The 21,394-nt window shown below is 48.8% G+C and carries 15 protein-coding genes; 7 read left to right on the top strand and 8 right to left on the bottom strand.

Annotated elements, in window-relative coordinates:
* Positions 1 to 25: 25 nt before the first annotated feature.
* The 4 genes from bshC to ACR9Y8_RS29100 all read right to left on the bottom strand — a co-directional run bounded on the left by bshC (position 26) and on the right by ACR9Y8_RS29100 (position 4,947).
* A complete protein-coding gene (bshC, locus tag ACR9Y8_RS29115; protein WP_481216825.1) occupies positions 26 to 1,624 on the bottom strand; it encodes a bacillithiol biosynthesis cysteine-adding enzyme BshC in 1,599 nt (532 codons plus the stop codon).
* 160 nt (positions 1,625 to 1,784) lie between these two features.
* Positions 1,785 to 3,338 (bottom strand): vanadium-dependent haloperoxidase, encoded by a 1,554-nt coding sequence (locus ACR9Y8_RS29110; protein ID WP_481216824.1) that lies wholly within the window; start codon positions 3,336 to 3,338, stop codon positions 1,785 to 1,787.
* A 1-nt stretch (position 3,339) separates the two neighbouring features.
* Positions 3,340 to 4,302 (bottom strand): transporter, encoded by a 963-nt coding sequence (locus ACR9Y8_RS29105; RefSeq protein WP_481216823.1) that lies wholly within the window; start codon positions 4,300 to 4,302, stop codon positions 3,340 to 3,342.
* A gap of 117 nt (positions 4,303 to 4,419) precedes the next feature.
* Complete coding sequence (locus ACR9Y8_RS29100) at positions 4,420 to 4,947, bottom strand: hypothetical protein (protein ID WP_481216822.1); 528 nt, start codon at positions 4,945 to 4,947, stop codon at positions 4,420 to 4,422.
* Between the two features lie 207 nt (positions 4,948 to 5,154).
* Between ACR9Y8_RS29100 and ACR9Y8_RS29095 the strand changes: the two genes are divergently transcribed.
* On the top strand, positions 5,155 to 6,162 hold the full coding sequence (locus tag ACR9Y8_RS29095) for a glycosyltransferase family 4 protein (RefSeq protein ID WP_481216821.1): 1,008 nt from the start codon (positions 5,155 to 5,157) through the stop codon (positions 6,160 to 6,162).
* Between the two features lie 85 nt (positions 6,163 to 6,247).
* Here the strand turns inward: ACR9Y8_RS29095 and ACR9Y8_RS29090 are convergent, their stop codons facing one another.
* The 3 genes from ACR9Y8_RS29090 to ACR9Y8_RS29080 all read right to left on the bottom strand — a co-directional run bounded on the left by ACR9Y8_RS29090 (position 6,248) and on the right by ACR9Y8_RS29080 (position 10,556).
* Entirely contained in the window at positions 6,248 to 7,714 is a 1,467-nt protein-coding gene (locus ACR9Y8_RS29090; protein WP_481216820.1) for a glycoside hydrolase family 130 protein, read from the bottom strand.
* A gap of 95 nt (positions 7,715 to 7,809) precedes the next feature.
* Positions 7,810 to 9,081, bottom strand: coding sequence for a glucose-1-phosphate adenylyltransferase (locus ACR9Y8_RS29085; RefSeq protein WP_481216819.1), 1,272 nt, complete (start codon positions 9,079 to 9,081; stop codon positions 7,810 to 7,812).
* A gap of 47 nt (positions 9,082 to 9,128) precedes the next feature.
* The gene (locus ACR9Y8_RS29080; RefSeq protein ID WP_481216818.1) at positions 9,129 to 10,556 is read right to left on the bottom strand and encodes a glycogen synthase; all 1,428 of its coding nucleotides are present in this window, start codon (positions 10,554 to 10,556) and stop codon (positions 9,129 to 9,131) included.
* A 244-nt stretch (positions 10,557 to 10,800) separates the two neighbouring features.
* On the opposite strand from ACR9Y8_RS29080, the gene ACR9Y8_RS29075 reads away from it, so the two are divergent.
* The 4 genes from ACR9Y8_RS29075 (at position 10,801) to ACR9Y8_RS29060 (ending at position 17,026) form a co-directional block, all read left to right on the top strand.
* Positions 10,801 to 11,877: a DUF72 domain-containing protein gene (locus ACR9Y8_RS29075; RefSeq protein ID WP_481216817.1), complete on the top strand. Its 1,077-nt coding sequence runs from the start codon at positions 10,801 to 10,803 to the stop codon at positions 11,875 to 11,877.
* A 133-nt stretch (positions 11,878 to 12,010) separates the two neighbouring features.
* Complete coding sequence (locus tag ACR9Y8_RS29070; protein ID WP_481216816.1) at positions 12,011 to 14,941, top strand: FAD-binding and (Fe-S)-binding domain-containing protein; 2,931 nt, start codon at positions 12,011 to 12,013, stop codon at positions 14,939 to 14,941.
* A 72-nt stretch (positions 14,942 to 15,013) separates the two neighbouring features.
* On the top strand, positions 15,014 to 15,526 hold the full coding sequence (idi, locus tag ACR9Y8_RS29065) for an isopentenyl-diphosphate Delta-isomerase (RefSeq protein WP_481216815.1): 513 nt from the start codon (positions 15,014 to 15,016) through the stop codon (positions 15,524 to 15,526).
* 285 nt (positions 15,527 to 15,811) lie between these two features.
* Positions 15,812 to 17,026 (top strand): epoxide hydrolase family protein, encoded by a 1,215-nt coding sequence (locus ACR9Y8_RS29060; protein WP_481216814.1) that lies wholly within the window; start codon positions 15,812 to 15,814, stop codon positions 17,024 to 17,026.
* Positions 17,027 to 17,099: 73 nt separating this feature from the next.
* Here ACR9Y8_RS29060 and ACR9Y8_RS29055 read toward each other — a convergent pair whose 3' ends face one another.
* Complete coding sequence (locus ACR9Y8_RS29055) at positions 17,100 to 17,474, bottom strand: LytR/AlgR family response regulator transcription factor (protein WP_481216813.1); 375 nt, start codon at positions 17,472 to 17,474, stop codon at positions 17,100 to 17,102.
* Between the two features lie 378 nt (positions 17,475 to 17,852).
* Here ACR9Y8_RS29055 and ACR9Y8_RS29050 point away from each other — a divergent pair, with 378 nt between their 5' ends.
* Both ACR9Y8_RS29050 and ACR9Y8_RS29045 read left to right on the top strand, forming a co-directional pair.
* The gene (locus tag ACR9Y8_RS29050) at positions 17,853 to 18,800 is read left to right on the top strand and encodes a sigma-54 interaction domain-containing protein (RefSeq protein WP_481216812.1); all 948 of its coding nucleotides are present in this window, start codon (positions 17,853 to 17,855) and stop codon (positions 18,798 to 18,800) included.
* 87 nt (positions 18,801 to 18,887) lie between these two features.
* Positions 18,888 to 21,107 (top strand): RHS repeat domain-containing protein, encoded by a 2,220-nt coding sequence (locus ACR9Y8_RS29045; RefSeq protein ID WP_481216811.1) that lies wholly within the window; start codon positions 18,888 to 18,890, stop codon positions 21,105 to 21,107.
* The last annotated feature ends 287 nt before the right edge of the window (positions 21,108 to 21,394 follow it).

Below are 21,394 nucleotides of genomic sequence, written 5' to 3'. Positions count from 1 at the left end.
AACTTCAAACCTCAAACTTCAAACCTCAAACCTCATAAATAATCTTCATCTCATCCGTCAACGGCTCCATATTCGCGAGTATCCTGTCAAACAATTTCGGTCCTTCATGAATATACCAGGGCATAAAATTTTCCTTACGCTCCTGTAGCGACCCGGCAGGGAAAAGCCTGCTGCGCAGCTGCCTGATCTCATCTGTCTGCCAGGCAAACTTCTTCTTCTCGGCGCGCAGGAATTTATGTTCCAGCTTGCCGATGCTTTTCATGGCGCGGTTGCGTTCTGCAGCAACGGTAGCAACCAGCGTAACATCTATACTGCGGGCCTTTTCTTCCAGCGCATCAAAGAGCTGCTCCATTGCATCATATTCCCGTTTCAGCACCAGGTCTGCATTGGTGTGCTGCAACACATACCGGTTCACCAGCTCATCCACATTACCGAAGAGATCTTTAATGCATAAGCCCAGTTTCTGCAGCCAGCGGCTGGAAACCGCATCCACCAATAAGAACGAGTTGCGCAGCACCAGCATGGGATAAGGTACTTTGAAGTGCTTAAAGAGATCCTGCAGCTCCAGCCAGTAGGCTATTTCTCCGCCGCCGCCAATGAAGGCGATATTGGGCAGGATAGTTTCCTGGAGAAGGCCGCGGAGGATCACATTCGGACTGAAACGCTCCGGGTGCTCCTGCAATTCCTGCTCCAGCGCTGCGGCAGTAAAGGTGACGGAGGTGTTGAGCACCTTCCAGTGATCTTCTTCCTTCACGATACGGTCGCGCGCATTGTCAGAGAGATAGAACAGGTTGATCTCCCGGGGATTGGCCTGTACTTTATAATGCTGGGATAATTTTTCGATGGTGTCGCTCACCAGTTTATGAGAGGTCTGATGCCAGAGCTCTTCCTTCATCACCGGTATATACAGCTGTTTAAACAGCGGCGTATCCGGGATCAGCACCACTACACCATAGCGGCCAAAGAGGGCATTCACCAGGTAAAGCGTAGCCTGCTGAATATCATCGTGTTCGAGATAAGCGGTACGTAAAAGCTGTACCAGTGCCGCTGCATGTTCGCCATAACCCAGACGCTCCTGTACCTGCGTGATCAGGGCCTCCAGCCCTTCGGGGCGCATACGGCCAACGGCTCCTTCCTGGCTGGTGTTCCAGGTAAGCGTCTCACCTTTCAGGTAAATGCTGCCTAATTCGTCCAGGTCATTATCCTCGCTGCCCATGTAGTATACCGGTACAAAATTGTACTGGGGATACTGCTTTTTCCAGTCTTCAGCCATCTTAACGGTTTGCAGCACCTTATAGGCAAAGTACAGGTAACCGGTAAAGATATTAGGCTGGTGGGCGGTGCAGATAGTAAACGTGTCCGGCTGTTCCAGCAGGCTGATATTGCGCTGCAGGGCCGGGTCAGTATCCAGTCCGGCGTATTGCTGCTGCAATGCCTTTACCAGCACGTCCCGTTGCTGGGGATGCGCCTTCTTGGCCCTTATCAGCGCCTCAACGTCTGGCTGCAGGGGAGAATGGGTATAAAAAGAACGGATATGCGGATGTTCTGCCAAAAAATCGAGGACCAGTTGGCTGAAATAGCCGGTTTCTTTGTAGGATATACCATTACATACTGATTGATCCATGCTCCAAGCTTCCTTTAGAAGGCACGAAGTTAGAATAAATTACGAATTAGGAATTAAAATTACGATAAGCGGCCCGCAGGCGGGTGCAGGTAGCTTTCTTATCTTGTGGCAGGTTGGTTCATTGCTGAACCAACCTTTTTATATGAAAGACGCATGAAAATTATTCAGCCCCGTCTGTCTTAGCCCTTTGTATGGCATAGTCCCCTATTTTTCTTCCAACGTCCAGGCCCACTTTGCAATCGCTTTTATTGTAGTGAATGCCTCCCAGGAACCTTGACCTGCCGGCTTCCTCTGCCATTGCATCATAAGCAGCGGCCCTTTCGGGAATAATATGCCCCAGTACCCTTGCTGCAGCGCCACTGAATGTGGAGTGGCCTGATATATAGGAAGGAAAATTCGGTACGCCGGTGAGCGTTTTAATTTTCGGGTTCATCTGGCTGGGACGAGGATTGAAATAATAATACTTGGTATCCCAGCAAACGATGGCCGCATCCATTTCGGCCATGCCCAGCAGCGCCATATTGCGTGCCCAGCGCACCTCACTGTAATGCTGCTTAATAAAGTCTTCAGCAGCAATGGCCATCCAGTGACCGGCTGGCGTATAAGTACCTGCGCCGTCTGCCCAGAAATGTACAAGGCGTATATTCTCCCTGCTGGGGTTCGATGTTTCCTGGTACACCTCCTCGGTTTCCGTCTTCATATCAGGGCCTTTTGAAGCGGGAGGCGGGCCTGGACGTAATGCGATCACTGTCAGTGAATCAAAAAGGAAAGGTTTCACTTTGCCGAATAAGGGCAGCATAGGAGGACGTTTGGGCGTTTCCAGGCTTTGCCAGGGGATCTCTCCCTTTGCAATACAATCGTCTTCCAGCTGTTTCCATAATGCGGGGTTGCCACCGGCCTGCCCGGCCCTGTCGCCTCTTGCCCTTGTCACAAATTTCTGCGCCACTGCCTTGCCTAAGGCTTCGCCGGCTTCCAGGTCGCTGCGAACATTAGCGCCGGCAATAATACGGGCCCTTTTATGCTCTTCTACTTTCTGCTGAATGAAATCCTGGTCGCCAGGGAAAAGCACCTTCAGCATTTCTGCCGCTGCACCGGCTAATGTGGCGTCTTCTGAAGGATAAGAAGGAAGATCAGACTTGGGGATCAGCGCATTCACCGTAGCATCTACTTTATAGGGCGCGGCACGGTTGTATAGCTTTTTATAATACCAGGCGGCTACCAGCGCATCGTATTGTGCAGCTACTACATAAGCGTAAGCTCTTGCCGCGTAAGGAGGATTGGCGAAAGGAAAGTACGGATATGCCAGTGGATTATTCGCATTAGGCGCCGGGTAAGTGCCATCCTCATTTTGATAAGGCGGCAAATTATGCTTGGCCACCAGTTCACGCAGGATCTCATTCCAGCGTAATACAGCGCCGGCGCTCCAGTATTTTACTATTTTTTCTTCCTCGTCAGTGAGATCAGCCTGCCAGGCTTTTATCTCATTGATCTGTGCAATGTAATCAGGTGTGTTGGTAGCGCCCGGGGCGGCCACTGCAAATTCTGACGGAGACGTTAACAGCACCGGCTTCCATGTTCCGGCGTCCAGGTCAATATTGGTGGGAAAAAGCGCGTCAATATTGGCTGTTCTTTCGTTGATATCTTTATTGCAGGCAATAACGGTAATTACTGCTGTAGCAAGTATGGCAAAGGAGTAAAAAATTATCTGCTTCATGTCAGTTAGTTTTGATTGAAGATGGATCAGCAGTTGCTGACTTCCTTGAAAAGTCAAGCACATAAAAAACGGAACCGTAAACAGTGGTAGCCTGTCCCATATTTCTACCGGCTACGGTGGCATTGCCGCCTGCTACGATCGACAGCTGTGGCATGGGAGGAAGCACATATTTAAAATTGGCGCCCACTGTAGTTGCCTCCATCCTGTTGCTGGGAAAAGGCATATTGTTCCGGGTGATATCAAATCCCCCCAGTGTAACCCATCTGTTCACTACTGCTTCTGCTATCCAGCGATAATTTCTGAAACCTGCGCGCAGGTTATAATTGGCGGCATCGGGCATTTCTACCTCATGGGTATTATGCATTTCGGTAGTATAATAAGACTCGCGATCAATTTTAATATTATCACGCAGCACGTAGGTGTAGGAAGCGGTAACAAAAAAACCTTCATACTTATAGTCCGCCATTATTCTTGCCGAAGCGGTTTTACTACGCAGGCCAATTGCGAGCGGCAGGTAATCGGGCGTATAATTACCTAAAGGCACGGATGCGCCTGCGATACCAAAAAGCGATAATCTTCCTTTGCCGATCTGTTGCTGAAAGGGCCGCCATTTCAGGTAAAGGCTGAGATCCTGTATTCCTTCCATACCGGCCAGCGTGCCTGCAGATGCTTTTGTTTTTACCCAGGGCACGCTGAAAAGCACATTCAGCTTTTGCGTGATCCCATAGTTGCCCATTACGGCCAACATCCTGGTGGATACTGTTCCCAGGTTTTCATTGTCCCTTTTCATTGTGCCTTCCCAGTAATTTTTCCAGCTGCTATAGCTGTACATAGGTCCTACACAAAATGCATTCTTAGGCATCATCAGGGCATCAATGTCTGTCTGTGCAGACAATCGGCAGGGCAATATCATGCCAAACAATAGCATGGAAGCCACTGCCAGTTTTGTGGTGATAATTTTCATTGTATAAAAAGATTTTGGTCATTTCATTGCTCATAAAATCTCATAGGCAGGCCAAATTCATAACGTGAACCCTCGCTCTGCGAACGCAGAGAAAGAAAATTAATAGAAGATAAACACCTATGCTTCCGGTGGATGCTCTGGTATAGAGCAGCGTGAGTAGCTATAGAGAAGGGAATGAAATGCGTTATAGCTTGCCAGGGAAATGGCATTGGCAAAGCGGATATCAAAATACTGCTCGCCATCAAAATCGCTTATCGTGTTCTTTTCAAACTTTGAGTTGGGCGTATTTTGTTTTCCAGTGGAATTGGCCGCTTGCGGCAAGCCGTTTACCTGTTTAAAAAGCTCGTCGCGGTTAGAAATGAGCTGTTGCTTTGCATTATCGGGGATACATTTCAGGATCAGCATGCCATCCTGCACTTTACGCTTCACGTATTTATAGTGTATCCCCTCTATGGTAATTTCTCCCTCACAGGGCTCAAAATCAGTCCAGTCATTCTGATAAGGCAGATCAATGGGGAGCTTAAATTCGATCAGGGAAGATTCGTCGTAGTCTTCTTTGTCAAGCCGGGCTTCCAGTTGTATGTTGGCTGCCCGTTGCTGCCACAATAATAGCCACCGGTAACCATACCAGTTGTAGAATAACATTCCCAAAAGTAATATAGCAGCTAGCTTTCTCAATGCTGGTATGAAAGTTAGCTTAATTATTTCATATGCAGGTAAATATATTAAGCACCTGGCCCTGTTATTTATAATGATAATAAATATGTATATAAATATGTGATATAAAAAATTATTCAAACAAAGCTCGTACGCAATTTGTAGAAGAAAGGTTGCTAAACTAATCTGTATTAAATGAAGATCGCTGTATTATCCCCCGTAGCCTGGCGCACGCCTCCCGTACATTACGGTCCCTGGGAACAAATGGCCTCCAACCTGGCAGAAGGCCTGGTAAGCCAGGGCCACCAGGTTACCTTGTTTGCCAGTGCCGATTCCCTGACAGGCGGCACACTGGCCGCTATTTGTCCGAAAGGATATGAAGAAGACAAGGAGCTGGACCCTAAGGTGCAGGAGTGTATGCATATCAGTTACCTGATGGAACGCGCCGGTGAGTTTGACATCATCCATAATCATTTCGACTTTCTGCCCCTCACCTACTCCCGCCTGATCAAGACGCCGATGGTGACCACCATACATGGTTTCTCATCCCCCAAGATCATCCCGGTATATGCACGCTACAATGATATTGGCTATTATGTGTCTATCAGCCTGGCAGATCGAAGTGCGGCGCTGCGGTACACTGCTAATGTATACAATGGCATCCGTACGGAGGACTTCTCATTTGAGTCGCAGCCGGAAGATTACCTGCTGTACTTTGGGCGCATCCATCCTGATAAAGGCACCTTTGACGCGATACAGATAGCGCTGGCCACCGGGCGAAAGCTGTTGATCGCAGGCATTATCCAGGATGAAGCCTATTATAGGGAGAAGGTAAAACCGTTTATAGACGGGAACCAGATCGTATTTGCCGGAGCGGTAGGCGGCGTGGAACGCAGCCGGGTATTAGGGCGGGCCAGCGCCTTACTGCATCCTATTTATTTTAACGAGCCTTTTGGATTAAGTGTAGCAGAAGCGATGTTGTGTGGTACACCGGTGATCGCCTATGGAAGGGGCTCCATGCCGGAAGTGGTAGCGCATGGAAAGACGGGCTACCTGGTGAATAATTTGCAGCAGGCGATTAAGTGTATTAACGACATACCGAAAATAGACAGGCACTATTGTTCCACCTATGCGAAGGAGAAGTTTGCGGTAGAGACGATGGTGGAGGAGTATATTAAAGTGTATGAAAGAGTTGTTAGCTGACAGTTGACAGTTAACAGTTGTCAGTGAAAACGCCAGGTTATAATGGCTTCAATCACTGACAACTGACAACTGTTAACTGACAACCTTAGCTATCCTCCTTAATGCGCTGCAACAGCTTATCCAATGCTACCGTAGCAAAGCCCGAAGCATAATCTGACAAGCCATAGGGAATGATCAGCTCCTGGTTGTGGATCATAGACCCGCAGGAATAGAGCACATTAGGCACATAACCTTCGCGCTCTTCCTTGGTAGGCATGAGCAATGGCTCTTTCAGGCGGCCGATCTCGATCCGCGGATTTTCAAGGTCCAGCAGGCTGGCGCCCAGGCAATAGGTACGCATGGGGCCAACGCCATGGGTGATCAGCAGCCATCCTTCAGAGGTTTCTATGGGCGAGCCGCAATTACCAATCTGTACAAACTCCCAGGGATGCTTAGGTGTTTGCAGTATCTCCGGGTTTTCCCAGATGTTGATCCTGTCGGAGTACATGATGTAGTTATTGATACCGTCTATGCGGGAGATCATCACATACTTGCCGTTGATCATACGGGGAAAGAGGGCCAGGTTCTTGTTCTGGGCGCCTTCGCCGTAGAGCGGTAATATCTTGAAGTTATAAAAATCTTTTGTCTGCATCAGCTTGGGCTGAATGGTAACACCATCATATGCAGTGTAGGTAGCATAATATAAGGTATCGCCATTCGGGTCCGTGAACTTCACGAAGCGGGCGTCTTCAATCCCCTTGCTCTCCGCTTCCGAATAAGGAAAGATCACCCTGTCGGAAATATCCGTATCCAGAGAGAAGTTGATCTCGTAATAAGAATCTGCCAGCCATAGCAATCTTTCCAGCGCCTTTTTAATGAAGTGATCTACCTGGTAGCGCTGCTGCATTTCGCGGATCACATGTTTCAGGGAGATGTATTCGAAAGTCTCTGGCAGGCGGTTCTGTACTTCGGAGAGCACAGGGTCTGGCAGCTTGATGGATACGGCGTTCTGGAAGAAGCTGTTCTTATGATAGGTGGAGTTGCGGATCACTTCTGCTTCTTCCACATAGTTACCGGCCGGTATGAGCGTGATATCATTGTTGCCGTTGATGGTGCCATGCCGGAAAGCGATGGAAGAGATGTGGCCTTCGCCCACGGCGCGGAAGCTGATGATCACGCGCTTTTCTCCTTCTTCCAGGCCGCTCTGGTCTATGTCTTCTATCAGCGAAGGGTTAAAGAAAGCGGCAGATTCAATAGAGTATTCGTTGGTGAAATAGGACCCGATGAGCAGGCGCTTTTTATAATCCACGTCCTCAAAATTGATCTGCTGGGAGGCAAAGAGATGCCTTACACGATCGCAGTGGCGTTCGAATATGCGTGTGATGTTACGATGGCGGCGGGAGAATTCGCGCAGTAAGGGCGTTACGGTGGCCGCTACTTCTGCATCGCTCATCGCTACTACCTGGCTGATAATCGCTTTGGCCCTGGCCTCGCCGTTAAAGAAAAAACGGGCCACCACCCGTTTCATGTCTGGATAGATCTTTGCTGGTTGTCGTTCAATCGATAAACGCATATATATCTCGGTTTGAAGTTTGAATGTCTGAAAGTTTGAAAGTTTAAAACGTTCGCAAACGTGTCAAACTCTCAAACTTACAAACCATCAAACATTTAAATCACGAATCCATCCTCCAATACCATACCTTTTTTTATCACGACGATCCCATCCTTGACGGTATATTTTTCGTGCTCGCCGTCTGGCAGGCGTTCACCGACGTTGATCTTCACGCCATTGCCGATACTACAGTTCTTATCGATAATAGCGTTCCTGATCTCGCAGTTGTCGCCGATGCCCATAGGCGGATGTCCTTTGGACTTGGCTTTTTCAAGATCTTCCAAAGTTTGGTAGAAATCACTCCCCATTATATAGCAGTTAGTAATCACCGAGCCCTTCCCTATACGGGTACGGATGCCCACTACGCATCTTTCCAGCACACTGTCGAGGATGATACACCCGTCTGCAATAATGGCCCTTTTAAGGGTGGCCGAAATTTTAGCCGGTGGCAGCATGCGGGCGCGGGAGAAGATGGTCTTGGTCTCATCAAACAGGTTAAATTTAGGAATGTCATCTGTCAGACCAATGTTGGCTTCCCAGAAAGAGCAGATGTTCCCGATATCTGTCCAATAGCCTTCATACTGGTAGCTGATCACCTTATATTCCGCGTTGATGGCGTATGGGATCAGCTCCTTACCGAAGTCGGTAGAGGCTTCCTGTCCGTTAAGCAGATCGTACAGCACTTTACGGCTGAACAGGTAAATACCCATGCTGGCAAGGTAGATACGGCCTTCTGCTTCCATTTCATGGCTAACGGCAGAAGACCAGGGACCCAGCTGTTCCTGTTTCGGTTTTTCTGTAAAAGAAGTGATGAAGGAATTTTCATCTGTTTTCAGGATGCCGAAATCAGAGGCGTCTTTTGCGCTGACCGGTATGGTAGCGATAGTGACCTCTGCTTCTTTCTCTATGTGGAACTGGAGCATTTCCCGGAAGTCCATCTGGTAGAGCTGGTCGCCGGAAAGGATGAGCACATAATCAAACTCGAAGTTATCAATATGATGGAGACATTGCCTCACTGCATCCGCGGTGCCCTGATACCAGGTAGGGTTATCGGGGGTTTGTTCTGCTGCCAGTATGTCTACAAAAGCTTTACTGAAATGGCTGAAGTGGTAGGTATTTTTTATATGCTTGTTCAACGAAGCCGAGTTGTACTGCGTGAGCACAAATATGCGGTTCATATCTGCATTCAGGCAGTTGGAAATAGGGATATCTACCAGCCGGTATTTACCAGCCAGGGGCACGGCCGGTTTAGAACGACGGCGGGTTAATGGATACAGGCGTGTACCTGCGCCTCCACCCAGTATGAGTGAAATGATTGCATTGGACATATGTTAGATCAATTTTTCATGAGTTAATATTTGTGGCGTGCATAGTATTACGGGACGATCGCAATCGACTGGTAAAGGCTGAGGTAGTGTGCTGCTGCTGTATCCCATGAGTGATCCAGCTGCATGCTGTATTGCCGTATGTGCTGCATGGTTACTTCCTGGTCTTCGTATAAGGCGACTGCCCGGCCTATTGCCCTGCAGGCGTCCCACCCTACAGCATGTATAAAACGTATGCCAAAACCATTTTCATCACCAATATCTGTTACGGTATCTTTTAAACCGCCTACGCTGCGTACAATGGGGATGGTACCGTAGCGGAGGGAATACAGCTGATTAAGGCCGCATGGCTCTACGCGGGAGGGCATCAGGAGAAAATCGCTGGCGGCATATATCCTATGTGAAAGTGCTTCGTTGTATCCTATCTGAACATTAAAGTGTGCGGGGGCATAATGTCGCGTTTGTTGTAGAGACCATTCCACATGAGGGTCCCCGCTACCCAGGAGCATAAAGTTAACACGGCCGGAGAGCTCATAGAGGGAGCGTCCGATAATTTCAGGAAGAAGATCCGCTCCTTTTTCTATCACCAGTCTGCCTATAAAGGAAACAAGCGGCAGCTTGGGGTCGAGCCCAAATTCTTTGCAAAGGGCGGCTTTATTTTCAGCCTTACCGGCAACGTACGTATGTACATCATAGTTAGCCGGCAGCATCGGATCTGTGGCGGGGTCCCATACCTGGGTGTCAATGCCGTTGAGGATGCCCACTGCTTTGCCACGCTCATGACTGAGGAGGCTCTCGAGCCCGTTAGCGGATGTATACAGCTCCTCCATATAGCTCGGCGATACGGTGGTCACCCGCCAGGCGCATTTGATGGCTGCAGCCAGCGGGTTAATGGCCCCGTTCCAGTCCAGCAGACCGGATTTCCAGAGATCGAAGGAAGGGAGCAGGTATTGACGGTCCCAACCAAACTGGCCCTGGTACTGGGCATTGTGGATGGTAATAACGGAAGCGATGTCCCTTAGCCGTCCGTACTTATAACCATAACTCATCAGGAAGGGGATCAGGCCGGTATGGTGATCGTGGCAGTGTATCACATTTGGGTGGTGCTGCCATTCGTTCAGCCAGTCCAGCACGGCTATCTGAAAGCCCAGGAACCTTTCTGTATCGTTGTAGTGACCATATACGCGTTCTTTGTCCAGCAGCCCGGGAATATCCAGCAGGTACAGATCAAAGCCCAATACGTTGCTTTTCTCTTTCCACACGTTAAAGTGGTACCACTGGTGCCCCAGCCACATGCCGGCCTGGTGCACAATATCAAATTCATGCGTTTCAAAGAAGCGGGTCTTATAGGCCGGGATCACTACCTTGGCGATACATCCTGCCTGGAACTGATATTTGGGCAGGGCGCCCACAACATCACCTAATCCTCCTACCTTGGCTACCGGGTAACATTCCGCGCTAACGTGCAATACTTCCATGCTAAACAATTAAATAGATACTTTTAAGTTACCTTAGAAAAACTGAATAAACAAAGAACAATCGAAATTAATTTTTAGTTTGAAGTCACGAACTTTTGAAGTTTGAGGTTTGAAGTTTGAAGTTTGAGGTTCGTTGGAGGTTCAAGGTTCAAGGCAAGCCATCCTGATAAAGACTACTTGCCTTTAACTTTCAACTTTTAACTAACTTCAAACATCAAACTTCAAACTATTAAACCTGATTGTCATGGATTTCGGACGTGTAGACACTCCCCTGCTGGACGAAATAGACTTCAAACTTCCGGCAGAGCCTGTACTTAATAAAAAAGTCCTCAAAGGACCGGCTGCCAAACAGCCAAAGATCTACCTGGGCTGCGCCAAATGGGGCCGTAAAGAATGGATCGGTAAGATCTATCCCCAGGGCACCAAAGAAGCCAATTTCCTGGACGAGTACGTAAAACATTACAACAGCATTGAGCTGAACGCCACCCATTATCAGGTGTATGGACCGGAGACCATCCGTAAATGGGGCGAGAAAGCAAAAGGCCAGGCCGGTTTTAAGTTCTGTCCAAAAGTCTCGCAAGCTATCAGTCACTACAGCCAGCTGACCAATGCCGGGCAGCTGACCACCTCCTTCCTGGAAGGGGTGCTGGCCTTTGAAGAACAGCTTGGCCCTATCTTCCTGCAGGTAAGCGACCGCTTCTCTCCCAGGCGCAAGGACGCGCTTTTTGAGTACCTGGCCACCCTGCCTAAGGACCTCCAGTTCTTCGTGGAAGTAAGGCACCCGGACTGGTTCAGCGATGAAGCAGTGAGGCTGGAACTGCTGCATACCCTGCAAAAGCTGAAGGTAGGTTTCATTATTACCGATACAGCCGGGCGGCGCGACTGCGCACATATGGAGCTGACCGTGCCCAAGGCCTTCATCCGCTTTGTGGGCAACAGCCTGCACCCAACAGACTATACCCGTATAGACGACTGGGTGAACCGGATCCACTACTGGCTGCAACAAGGCCTGAAGGAATTATACTTTTTCATGCATATGCATGATGAGGCCTATTCTCCGGAACTGTCGGTATACCTGGCAGACAAGATCAAAGCAGTATGCGGTGTAGAAGTGATGCGGCCGCAATTTGTAGCAGCAACAGCGCCGGTAAAAAAACCTGCGAAGGTGGCCGCCAAACCGGCAAAGGCGGCCGTGAAAGCGCCTCCGAAAACTGCGGTGAAAGCGCCTGCAAAAGCTGCGGTGAAAGCGCCCGCAAAGGCAGCGGTGAAGCAAACTGCGAAAACAACAGCCGGCAAGCCCGCAAAGAAAGCCGCAAAATAGGCTGTTAATGAATCCTTTATACAAATTTGCTGCTATACTGCTTAAAAACAAACAGTGGTATGACGGCTGATCTTTGACATTTAATAAATCTCATGCTAATTTCGCCCCGGAAAACGGTTAGATCTGATCTTATATGCGTGAAAAGCTCCGGCAACTGGCCCTGGAATTAGAGGGCACCCTTTACGATGACGATACCATGCGCACGTTATACGCCACCGATGCGTCGGCCTACCGCGAAATGCCGCTGGCAGTAGCGATACCGGCTCATGAGGGGGATATCAAACGGCTCATTGCCTTTGCCAGGGAAAACAAAACCTCCCTGATACCACGTACGGCCGGTACTTCGCTGGCCGGACAAGTAGTAGGCAACGGCATCATCGTGGATGTGTCGAGAACCTTTACCCGCATCCTGGAGATCAATAAAGAAGAGCGCTGGGTACGTGTGCAGCCCGGCGTAATCAGGGACGAGCTGAACCTCTTCCTGAAGCCGCACGGCTTTTACTTTGGCCCGGAGACCTCTACTGCCAACCGCGCCATGATAGGCGGCATGGTAGGCAATAACTCCTGCGGCTCCAACTCCGTTGTATATGGCAGCACCCGTGAACACCTGCTGGAAGTAAAGGCCCTGCTCAGCGATGGCAGCGAAGCCGTATTCCACTCCCTGACACCTGACGAGTTCCATGCCCGTTGCGAACGTACGGACGGCAGTATGGAAACACGTGTATATAAACATATCAGAACCCTGCTGGGCAACCATGCCAACCAGGAAGAGATCCGCCGCGAATTTCCTAAAAAGAGCATTGCCCGCCGTAATACCGGTTATGCCGTGGATATGCTGCTGGAAACAGCGCCCTTTACCGCCGGTGCACCTAATTTTAACTTCTGCAGCCTGATCGCCGGTTCTGAAGGTACCCTGGCCTTCCTGACAGAGATCAAGCTCAACATCGTACCGCTGCCGCCCAAAGAAACCGGCCTGCTATGCATCCACTTCAACAGCATTGACGAGTCGCTGCGCGCCAACGTAATCGCCATGCGCTATAAGCCCAGCGCCAGCGAACTGATAGACCATTATATATTAGAGTGTACCAAAGACAATATTGAACAAAACAAGAACCGCTTCTTTGTACAGGGCGATCCCGGCGCTATACTGGTAGTAGAATTCCTGCGCGACAACCGCGAGGATATCAAAACCATTGCCGGACAGCTGCAGCAGGAATTGCAGGCCGCCGGACTGGGATACCACTTCCCCCTCCTCTTTGGCGATGATACCAAAAAGGTATGGACCCTGCGTAAAGCCGGCCTGGGGCTGCTGGCCAACCTGCCCGGCGATGAAAAAGCAGTGCCCGTGATAGAAGATACCGCCGTGGATGTGGAAGATCTGCCAGCCTACATACGCGACTTTAACGAGATCCTGAAGAAATACGATCTGTACTCCGTCCACTACGCCCATGCGGGCAGCGGGGAGATCCATCTCAGGCCGATCATCAACCTGAAAACGGAAGAAGGCAACCGCCTGTTCCGTAAAATAGCCGAAGAAATAGCCACACTGGTAAAGAAATACCAGGGCTCACTGAGCGGCGAGCATGGAGACGGCCGCCTCAGGGGCGAGTTTATCCGCCAGATGATCGGCGAAAAGAACTATGAGCTGCTGCGCCAGGTAAAATATACCTGGGACCCGGAAAACATCTTCAACCCGCACAAGATCGTAGACACGCCGTCTATGAACAGTATGCTGCGCTATGAGCCCGGGCAGCAGGTAGCTCCCATCTCCACCATCTTTCACTTCCCGGACCAGACCATCCTGCAGCACGCAGAACAGTGCAACGGCTCCGGCGACTGCCGTAAGACACATCTGAGCGGCGGCACCATGTGCCCCAGCTACATGGCTACCCGGAATGAAAAGGATACTACCCGCGCCAGGGCTAACATCCTGCGCGAATTCCTCACACATTCCCAGAAGGAGAACCGCTTTGACCATGATGAGATCTATGATGTGCTGGACCTCTGCCTGGCTTGCAAAGGCTGTAAATCAGAGTGCCCTTCCAACGTAGACATGGCCAAACTGAAGATGGAGTTCCTGCAACATTACCATGACGCCAACGGGGTGCCCTTCCGTGTGAAGATGATCACCAATTATGTTGCGTTGAATAAGCTGGCATCCATCGCCCCCGGCATCTATAACTGGCTGGTGGAGAACAAGACCACCGGCAGCCTTATCAAAAAGTTCTCCGGCTTTGCCAACAAGCGTTCTTTACCGGGCCTGTACCGTACCACGCTGAAAAGCTGGTTCCGTAAAAAATGGCCGGCAGAACGTACGCCTTTGGCGGCAGGCGCACCGGTAGTATACCTTTTCTGCGACGAATTCACCAATTACAACGATACTGCTGTAGGCATAAAAGCCGTACAGCTACTGCACCGTTTAGGCTTTGAAGTGAGGATGATAGAGCACCCCGAAAGCGCCAGGGCACTAATGTCTAAAGGCCTGCTCCGCAAAGCGCGCGAGAAAGCAGAACAGAATGTGCGCATCTTCAAAGACATCATTAATGAAAACGTGCCCCTGCTGGGTGTTGAACCTTCAGCGATCCTCAGCTTCCGGGATGAATACCCCGACCTGGTACGGGATGAGCTGCGCAGCGCTGCGAGGGAACTGGCTCAGCACGTGTACCTGGTAGACGAGTTCCTGGCCAATGCGGCCGACCAGGGCAAGATCCGCAAGGAGCAGTTCAGCACAGCAAAACGCCATATCAAGCTGCATGGGCATTGCCAGCAGAAGGCCCTGTCTTCTTCCTTGCACAGCAAGAAAATACTGTCCTTACCGGAGCAGTATACCGTAGAGGTGATCCCCTCCGGTTGCTGTGGCATGGCAGGTTCTTTCGGCTATGAGAAAGAGCACTATGACCTCTCCATGCAGATCGGTGAAATGGTATTGTTCCCGGCGGTGCGCGATGCAGCTGCGGATACGATCATTGCGGCTCCGGGCACCAGCTGTCGTCACCAGGTGAAAGACGGTACCGGTAAAAAGGCGTTGCACCCGGTGGAGATCCTGCATGATGCCCTGCTATAGTTATTTTGCTCATATGGGCATAAATTCCTATCTTAGGAACGATACCCATTTTCCCTCAATACCCTTTAGTATATGAGATCTAACCACATTATCCTGGTAAACGAGCAAGATGAAGCGCTGGCCACGATGGAAAAACTGGAAGCGCATCAAAAAGGGCTTTTACACCGGGCTTTTTCTGTTTTCGTGATCAACAGCCGTGGCGAAATGCTGCTGCACCGGCGGGCCAGCCACAAGTATCATTCCGGCGGGCTCTGGACAAATGCATGCTGCAGCCATCCCGCCCCGGGAGAGGAAGTACAGGATGCCGCCCACCGGCGCCTGCAGGAGGAGATGGGATTTGACTGCCAGCTGCAGAAAATATTTACCTTTACTTATCATGCTACCTTTGATAACGGGCTGATAGAGCATGAATATGATCATGTATTCCTGGGCACCTTTGACGGCGATATAGTGCCGGATATGGAAGAGGTAGCCGAATACGGGTTCTTTTCATTACAGGAGATCAGCCGGCAGATACGGGAAACCCCTGAACGGTTTACCTACTGGTTCAAAATGGCTTACCCCACCGTACTCGAACATTTATAACACTTACACCTGTATAGCTATTTTAGGACTACACAATAGCACTTACACTCCCGGATATAGTAACGATATAGCAACGATATAGTAACGATATAGTAATTCTTTAAAGAGTTACTATATCGTTACGTATTCAATATATAACCGCTATTGTAACTATTCATTTGCCCCTTAGAAATGGCTGCTTCAAGGGGTACCTGGCACGCCCGGGCTGTTCACTACTTGGCTGAGACTTGCTACCTGAGATACTTTTACAGGAGCAAATAATCCCAAACGCTAAAAATCTACACCATGAAAAAGAGTGAAAGCGCCGTAGCCCCTTCCATCGGCACTACGGAAGCCATCCGCCCCTTCGAAGTACATATTCCCGATGCTGACCTTGACGACCTGCATCGCCGCATTGTAGCCACCCGCCTGCCAGATAAGGAAACAGTCAATGATTTCTCGCAGGGGGTGCCGCTGGCCACTATCGAAGCGCTTACCCACTATTGGGCCGCTGACTATGACTGGCGCAAAGTGGAAGCGAAAATGAATGCCTACCCGCAATTTATAACAGAAATTGATGGGTTGGATATTCATTTTATGCATGTGCGTTCCAAACATGAGGATGCCCTACCCCTGATCATTACACATGGATGGCCGGGGTCGGTGATCGAGCAACTGAAGATCATCGATCCGCTGACGGATCCCACGGCACATGGAGGAAGTGCAGCTGACGCATTTCATGTAGTGGTGCCCTCTATGCCCGGTTATGGATTTTCAGGTAAGCCAGATAAAACGGGTTGGGGACCTGAGCGCATCGCGAACGCCTGGATAACATTAATGCAGCGCCTCGGATACGATAAATTTGTGGCGCAGGGCGGCGACTGGGGCGCGATCGTTACTGATATGATGGGCGTACAGGCGCCTGATGGCCTGCTCGGTATTCATACTAACATGGCCGGCGCCATACCGCCAGACATCAACAACATGGCTTTTGCGGGGGAACCAGCGCCGTCTGGCCTTTCCGTTGAAGAAAAAGAAATATATGAACAACTGAGCTCTTTCTATAAAGACGTTTACTACGCCTTCCTGATGGGTACCCGGCCCGAAACCCTGGTTGGATTAGCTGATTCACCGGTGGGCCTTGCCACCTTCATGATTGATCATGACCGCCGCAGCCTGGAACTGATCGCACGTTCATTTGAAGGGAAAAAAGAGGGGCTTACACCCGATGATGTGCTTGACAATGTTACGCTTTTCTGGCTTACCAATACAGGCGTGTCTGCAGCACGTCTTTATTGGGAAAATAAGCTTGCATTTTTCGTTCCTAAAGGTGTGAAGATCCCTGTTGCGGTGAGTGCCTTTCCTGACGATCTTTGCCCCGCGCCGAGAAGCTGGGCGGAGAAAGCTTATCCGAACCTTATTTACTACAACAAACAGGATAAAGGTGGTCACTTTGCTGCATGGGAACAACCCGAGCGCCTGGTGGCAGATATCCGTGCAGGCTTCAGATCATTGCGCTGACCGGATCGTGGCATATTATAAAGATCCTGAAAGGACGTGGTGCCATCATCACGTCCCTTTCAGGCATGATGCGCTACCTGTTCTCCAGCCAGTTTAAAAAGCTGCTGGCCTTTTCGCGGGATACGAGCAGCTTGTTGGTAAAAGCGATCACCGGTACCACCAGCAGCCGGCGGGTAAAATACCGTTCAACTTCTTTTATTGCACTGAAGTTGATCAGGCATTGCCGGTTCAGCCGGAAGAATTGCTGCTTTGGTACAAGATGCTGAATCTGCTCCAGTGAATAATTCACCGGGTACTCTCTTTTGTCGAAAGACACGATAATGGTGGACTCATATTTAACATAGAAAAGGAAAATATTTTCTGTGGGCACTGTTATGTACTTATTGCGTTTGAACACCAAAAAACTTCTCTTGAAAGCATCATCTTTTACCGTAGAGATATGTTCCATTTTGTACGTTTTTAGGGTTAATACTATCCGGCAAAGCACCCGAATTACATGCCATTACGGCAACTAACTCAGAACCATCTGATTAGTGTTTACGTTAAAGGCCATTACCGCGAAATAACGCGGCAGCCCTATATGTTACCCGCGAAATAAAACGGAGCGCGCATCACTTGCAGACTTGAAAATAAAATGTTAACTTTAAATACCACCCTATCTTCGAAAAGTAGGCGCCTTAGTCCAGACAAACGGTTTACGCTTTTCGCAATTGATATTCAGTGATTCATCTGCATTACAAATTGATAAATTACTTTTCGGATTAATACACACCTTCTGTCAACCATGGCTTTCTTTATGATCCATTCATAAACAAAAAAGCATCGTATGCTTAATTGGACGGGAACCTTCGAAGGCATCATCGGCAACAGCCATCTATTGCTGAATGTATTTGATCATATTTCAAAAGTAGCTCCCTATGACACTACCGTGCTCATATCCGGAGAAAGCGGCACCGGGAAGGAAAGGATCGCTGATTGCATCCATCACCTGTCCTCCCGTAAAGGCAAAGTATTGGTGAAAGTCAATTGCGCCACATTGCCCGCCACGCTGATCGAATCTGAATTATTCGGCCATGAAAAAGGCGCCTTTACCGGCGCTATTGCCAAAAGAACCGGCAAGTTTGAGCAGGCCAATGGCGGTACCATCTTCCTGGATGAGATTGGTGAAATGCCGCCAGACCTGCAGGTAAAATTGTTACGTGTGCTTCAGGAAAGGGAAATAGAGCCTGTTGGGGGCAGGTCATCTGTTAAAGTGGATGTTCGTGTGATCGCTGCTACCAACAGGAACCTCGAGAAGGATGTGGGTGATGGCCGTTTCCGGCTTGACCTGTATTACCGGCTGAATGTTTTTCCCATCGTATTACCCTCCTTAAGAGAACGGGTAGAAGATATACCTGCCCTCGCCCATCACTTTATAAATATTTACAGCCGCAGCTCCGGCAAAAGGATCACAGGGTTGTCGGATAAGGTATTGAAAAGCATGATGGCTTACAGCTGGCCTGGCAACATCCGTGAACTGGAGCATTTGATAGAAAGAAGCGTGCTGCTTGCCAAAGGGAGTATTATCGAGGAGATCTCTTTACCATCGTTGCATATGCAGGATATCAGGGTAAAGACCATTCATGAAAATGAGCGGGATTATATTATCAGTGTGCTGAAAAAATGTAATGGCAAAATATGGGGTAGCGGCGGAGCAGCAGAGATGCTGGATGTTCCGCCGTCTACCTTAAAATCGAAGATGAAGCGGCTGGGGATCAGGAAGGAGAATGATTGAACATATTTTTGAAGTACCTTACTGGCTTGTATAATCACAAGTATTTTTATACTTTGAGTACAATTTTATACCCAGTATCTTTTACCTATGAGACAGTTATCCCGTCTGATTGCACTGTTGTGTTACCTTCTTCTTCATTTGAACGGAAAAGCCCAGACTGAGGCATGGCTGAACCAAAGTTTAGATCCCATTTTAAGGCAAGTAGCGGCGAAGCGACCCGGTCTACACATATTCACGCGGAAGAACGACCAGGGCGGATTTGTCAATATGGCTGTCGTAGATGAAGCCACCGGGCTACTGGAGTGGTTTACCTGCCACGGCGCCGCTTTTGATTCAGTACAACTTAACGATCAAGAATGCAAGCGTATCGTTTCGGGGGCTGTTGATCCTTTTGTTTATTACCGGGGTTACTGCTACACGCGCCTTTTCTACTTAGGGCATGCAGAGCTCTTTTACCGGCTCAATGGTAAGGCTGCGTTACAAGACACTTCCTATAATAACCGTGTCATATTCAATTCATCGGCCGTAAAGTCAGCACAGACTACCTTGCAGAAGCTTATGGCAATGGAAGAGCTTATGAAGCGAACAGCCCTGCAACTACAATTATTTGAAAGCAGGTCTCCCCGGCAGTTAACCATTAGCACCAGTGAATTCAATATCCGGAAAAACCTTGGGGGATTAATGATCACCAAGGCTGGAAGTATCGAGTATTATAACCAGAACCTACTCAGCACTGCGGCAAAAATAGTATTGCACAAAGATGCTCCGGATAAATTTTTTGTATATGATGAGGCAGGTGTTTTACTCGATAGCGTACCGTTGAAAGCCGGCAAATATGCTTCTCTTTTGAAAGCAAAAGAGGATGTATTCCTTTTGTATCGCGGGTGGCTCGAAATGCAATGGCAGCAGATAGCCGATAACCAGAGACAATATACCGAATGGTGGAGCAGTCTGGACTCAGGGCTCTACAGGCCTGTATCGTGGAAAAAAGAAAGGCTGCAGTTCGCGCATTTTATGGCAGATCTGCAAAGCCTACAACATGCAATAGACCAGAAGATAAGCGACCTGGGTATGCCGCAAGGGAAATATGTGGATATGCTGCTGGCTGATCTTTACAGAAATAAAGGATTTGAAGTATCATACTTACCCAGCCTCGGATTTGCTTACACCATTAGTTACACACGAGGCGAAAAAGCGTATGAGCTGATAGAGCGCCGCAGCAATGTAATGGCTATTGTCAGTGATAAAAAGAAGGGAGTTGACGACAACACGGATGGGACTGTTGAATACTATAATGCGGATGTGATTAGTGCAACCGACTACTATCCTTTCGGTATGCTAGAGCCGGGAAGGGTATTTAAAGGTGACGATAATTACAGATATGGGTATAACGGGAAAGAGAATGATAACGAAGTTAAAGGAACAGGAAATCAACAGGACTATGGACTGAGGGTATATGACCCAAGGATTGGAAAGTTCTTGAGTGTAGATCCCCTTACTCCTGATTTCCCCTGGTTATCACCCTTCCAATTTGCGGGCAATACCCCAATTTGGGCAATTGACCTTGATGGCGCTGAGCCGTTCATATTTGGGTTCAACACTCCGTTGATGGGTGCAGCAGATCTACTTGAAACCGGGCTGGATGTCGGAACAAAGGCTGGTCCGCTGGAAGGAGCAGGGCCAGCACTATCATCAGTACGAGTAGGGCCGGGTGGAACAATGACCCAGGAACTTCCCTTTAACTGGACATCTTTTGATATGATGCCCATCCAACCTACACCTTATACAACCCGAAATGGGCCTCTCTTAAAAGTTTCTAATCAAAGTTCTGTACCGGCACAACAGGCGCAGCCACAAAAAGATCCTCAACCCAAAGCTAATCCTCAGAGGCAGTTTGATCCGACGAAAAGGCCTTATCAGGATATTGAAGAAAATGAAACGGATACAGATGATGAGTATATTTACAGAGGCGGGCCAAATACTGATGTTAATTTTACGCCGAGGCAAAAAGATACAGAACCCGGCCCTAAACAAGGATGGTCAACGTTTACAGATCCAATAAAAGCTACGCAGGGAGAAGGTGGCAAGGTTCAAAAATTCAGCGTAAAAAAATTAAAGGCGTTAGGATTTGTATTAAAGAAAACCGCTGATGGCCACGTCGGCGTTAATCCGAGGACCCAAAAAGCTTTAAATGAATGGGCCGCGACAAAGGAGCCATTGAAGGAGAATAAGCGAGGGCCACACCTTCTAACTAAAATTTTGAAGAAGGCCTGGGAAGGAGAGTTAAAACTTCCGAAGAAAAAGTAAACCATCTGATTTATGAAGAAGAGCCAATTGCTAGATATATTTCACTCGGAAATGAATACATGTTATATTGAAATTTTGAACGAATTGAAGTTAAGAGGCTTGCAATGTTCAGTGAAACAAGAGACAAAGGCAGTGAAAGATAGAAACATGTACTTCATTGAAATATTTGCTCCCGGACCCACCGAATCACGATGACTACGATGATTACGGTGTCGTGATTGATGTTTCTCTCAAAGATGACTTAGATTATGTGGTATGTGAGATCTTCATATTACGGGCTTATGGCT

The organism is Chitinophaga sp. SVR4-12A (assembly GCF_056754765.1).
Note: the sequence above shows the minus strand (reverse complement) of the source record. Positions and strands in the feature narration are given on the sequence as shown.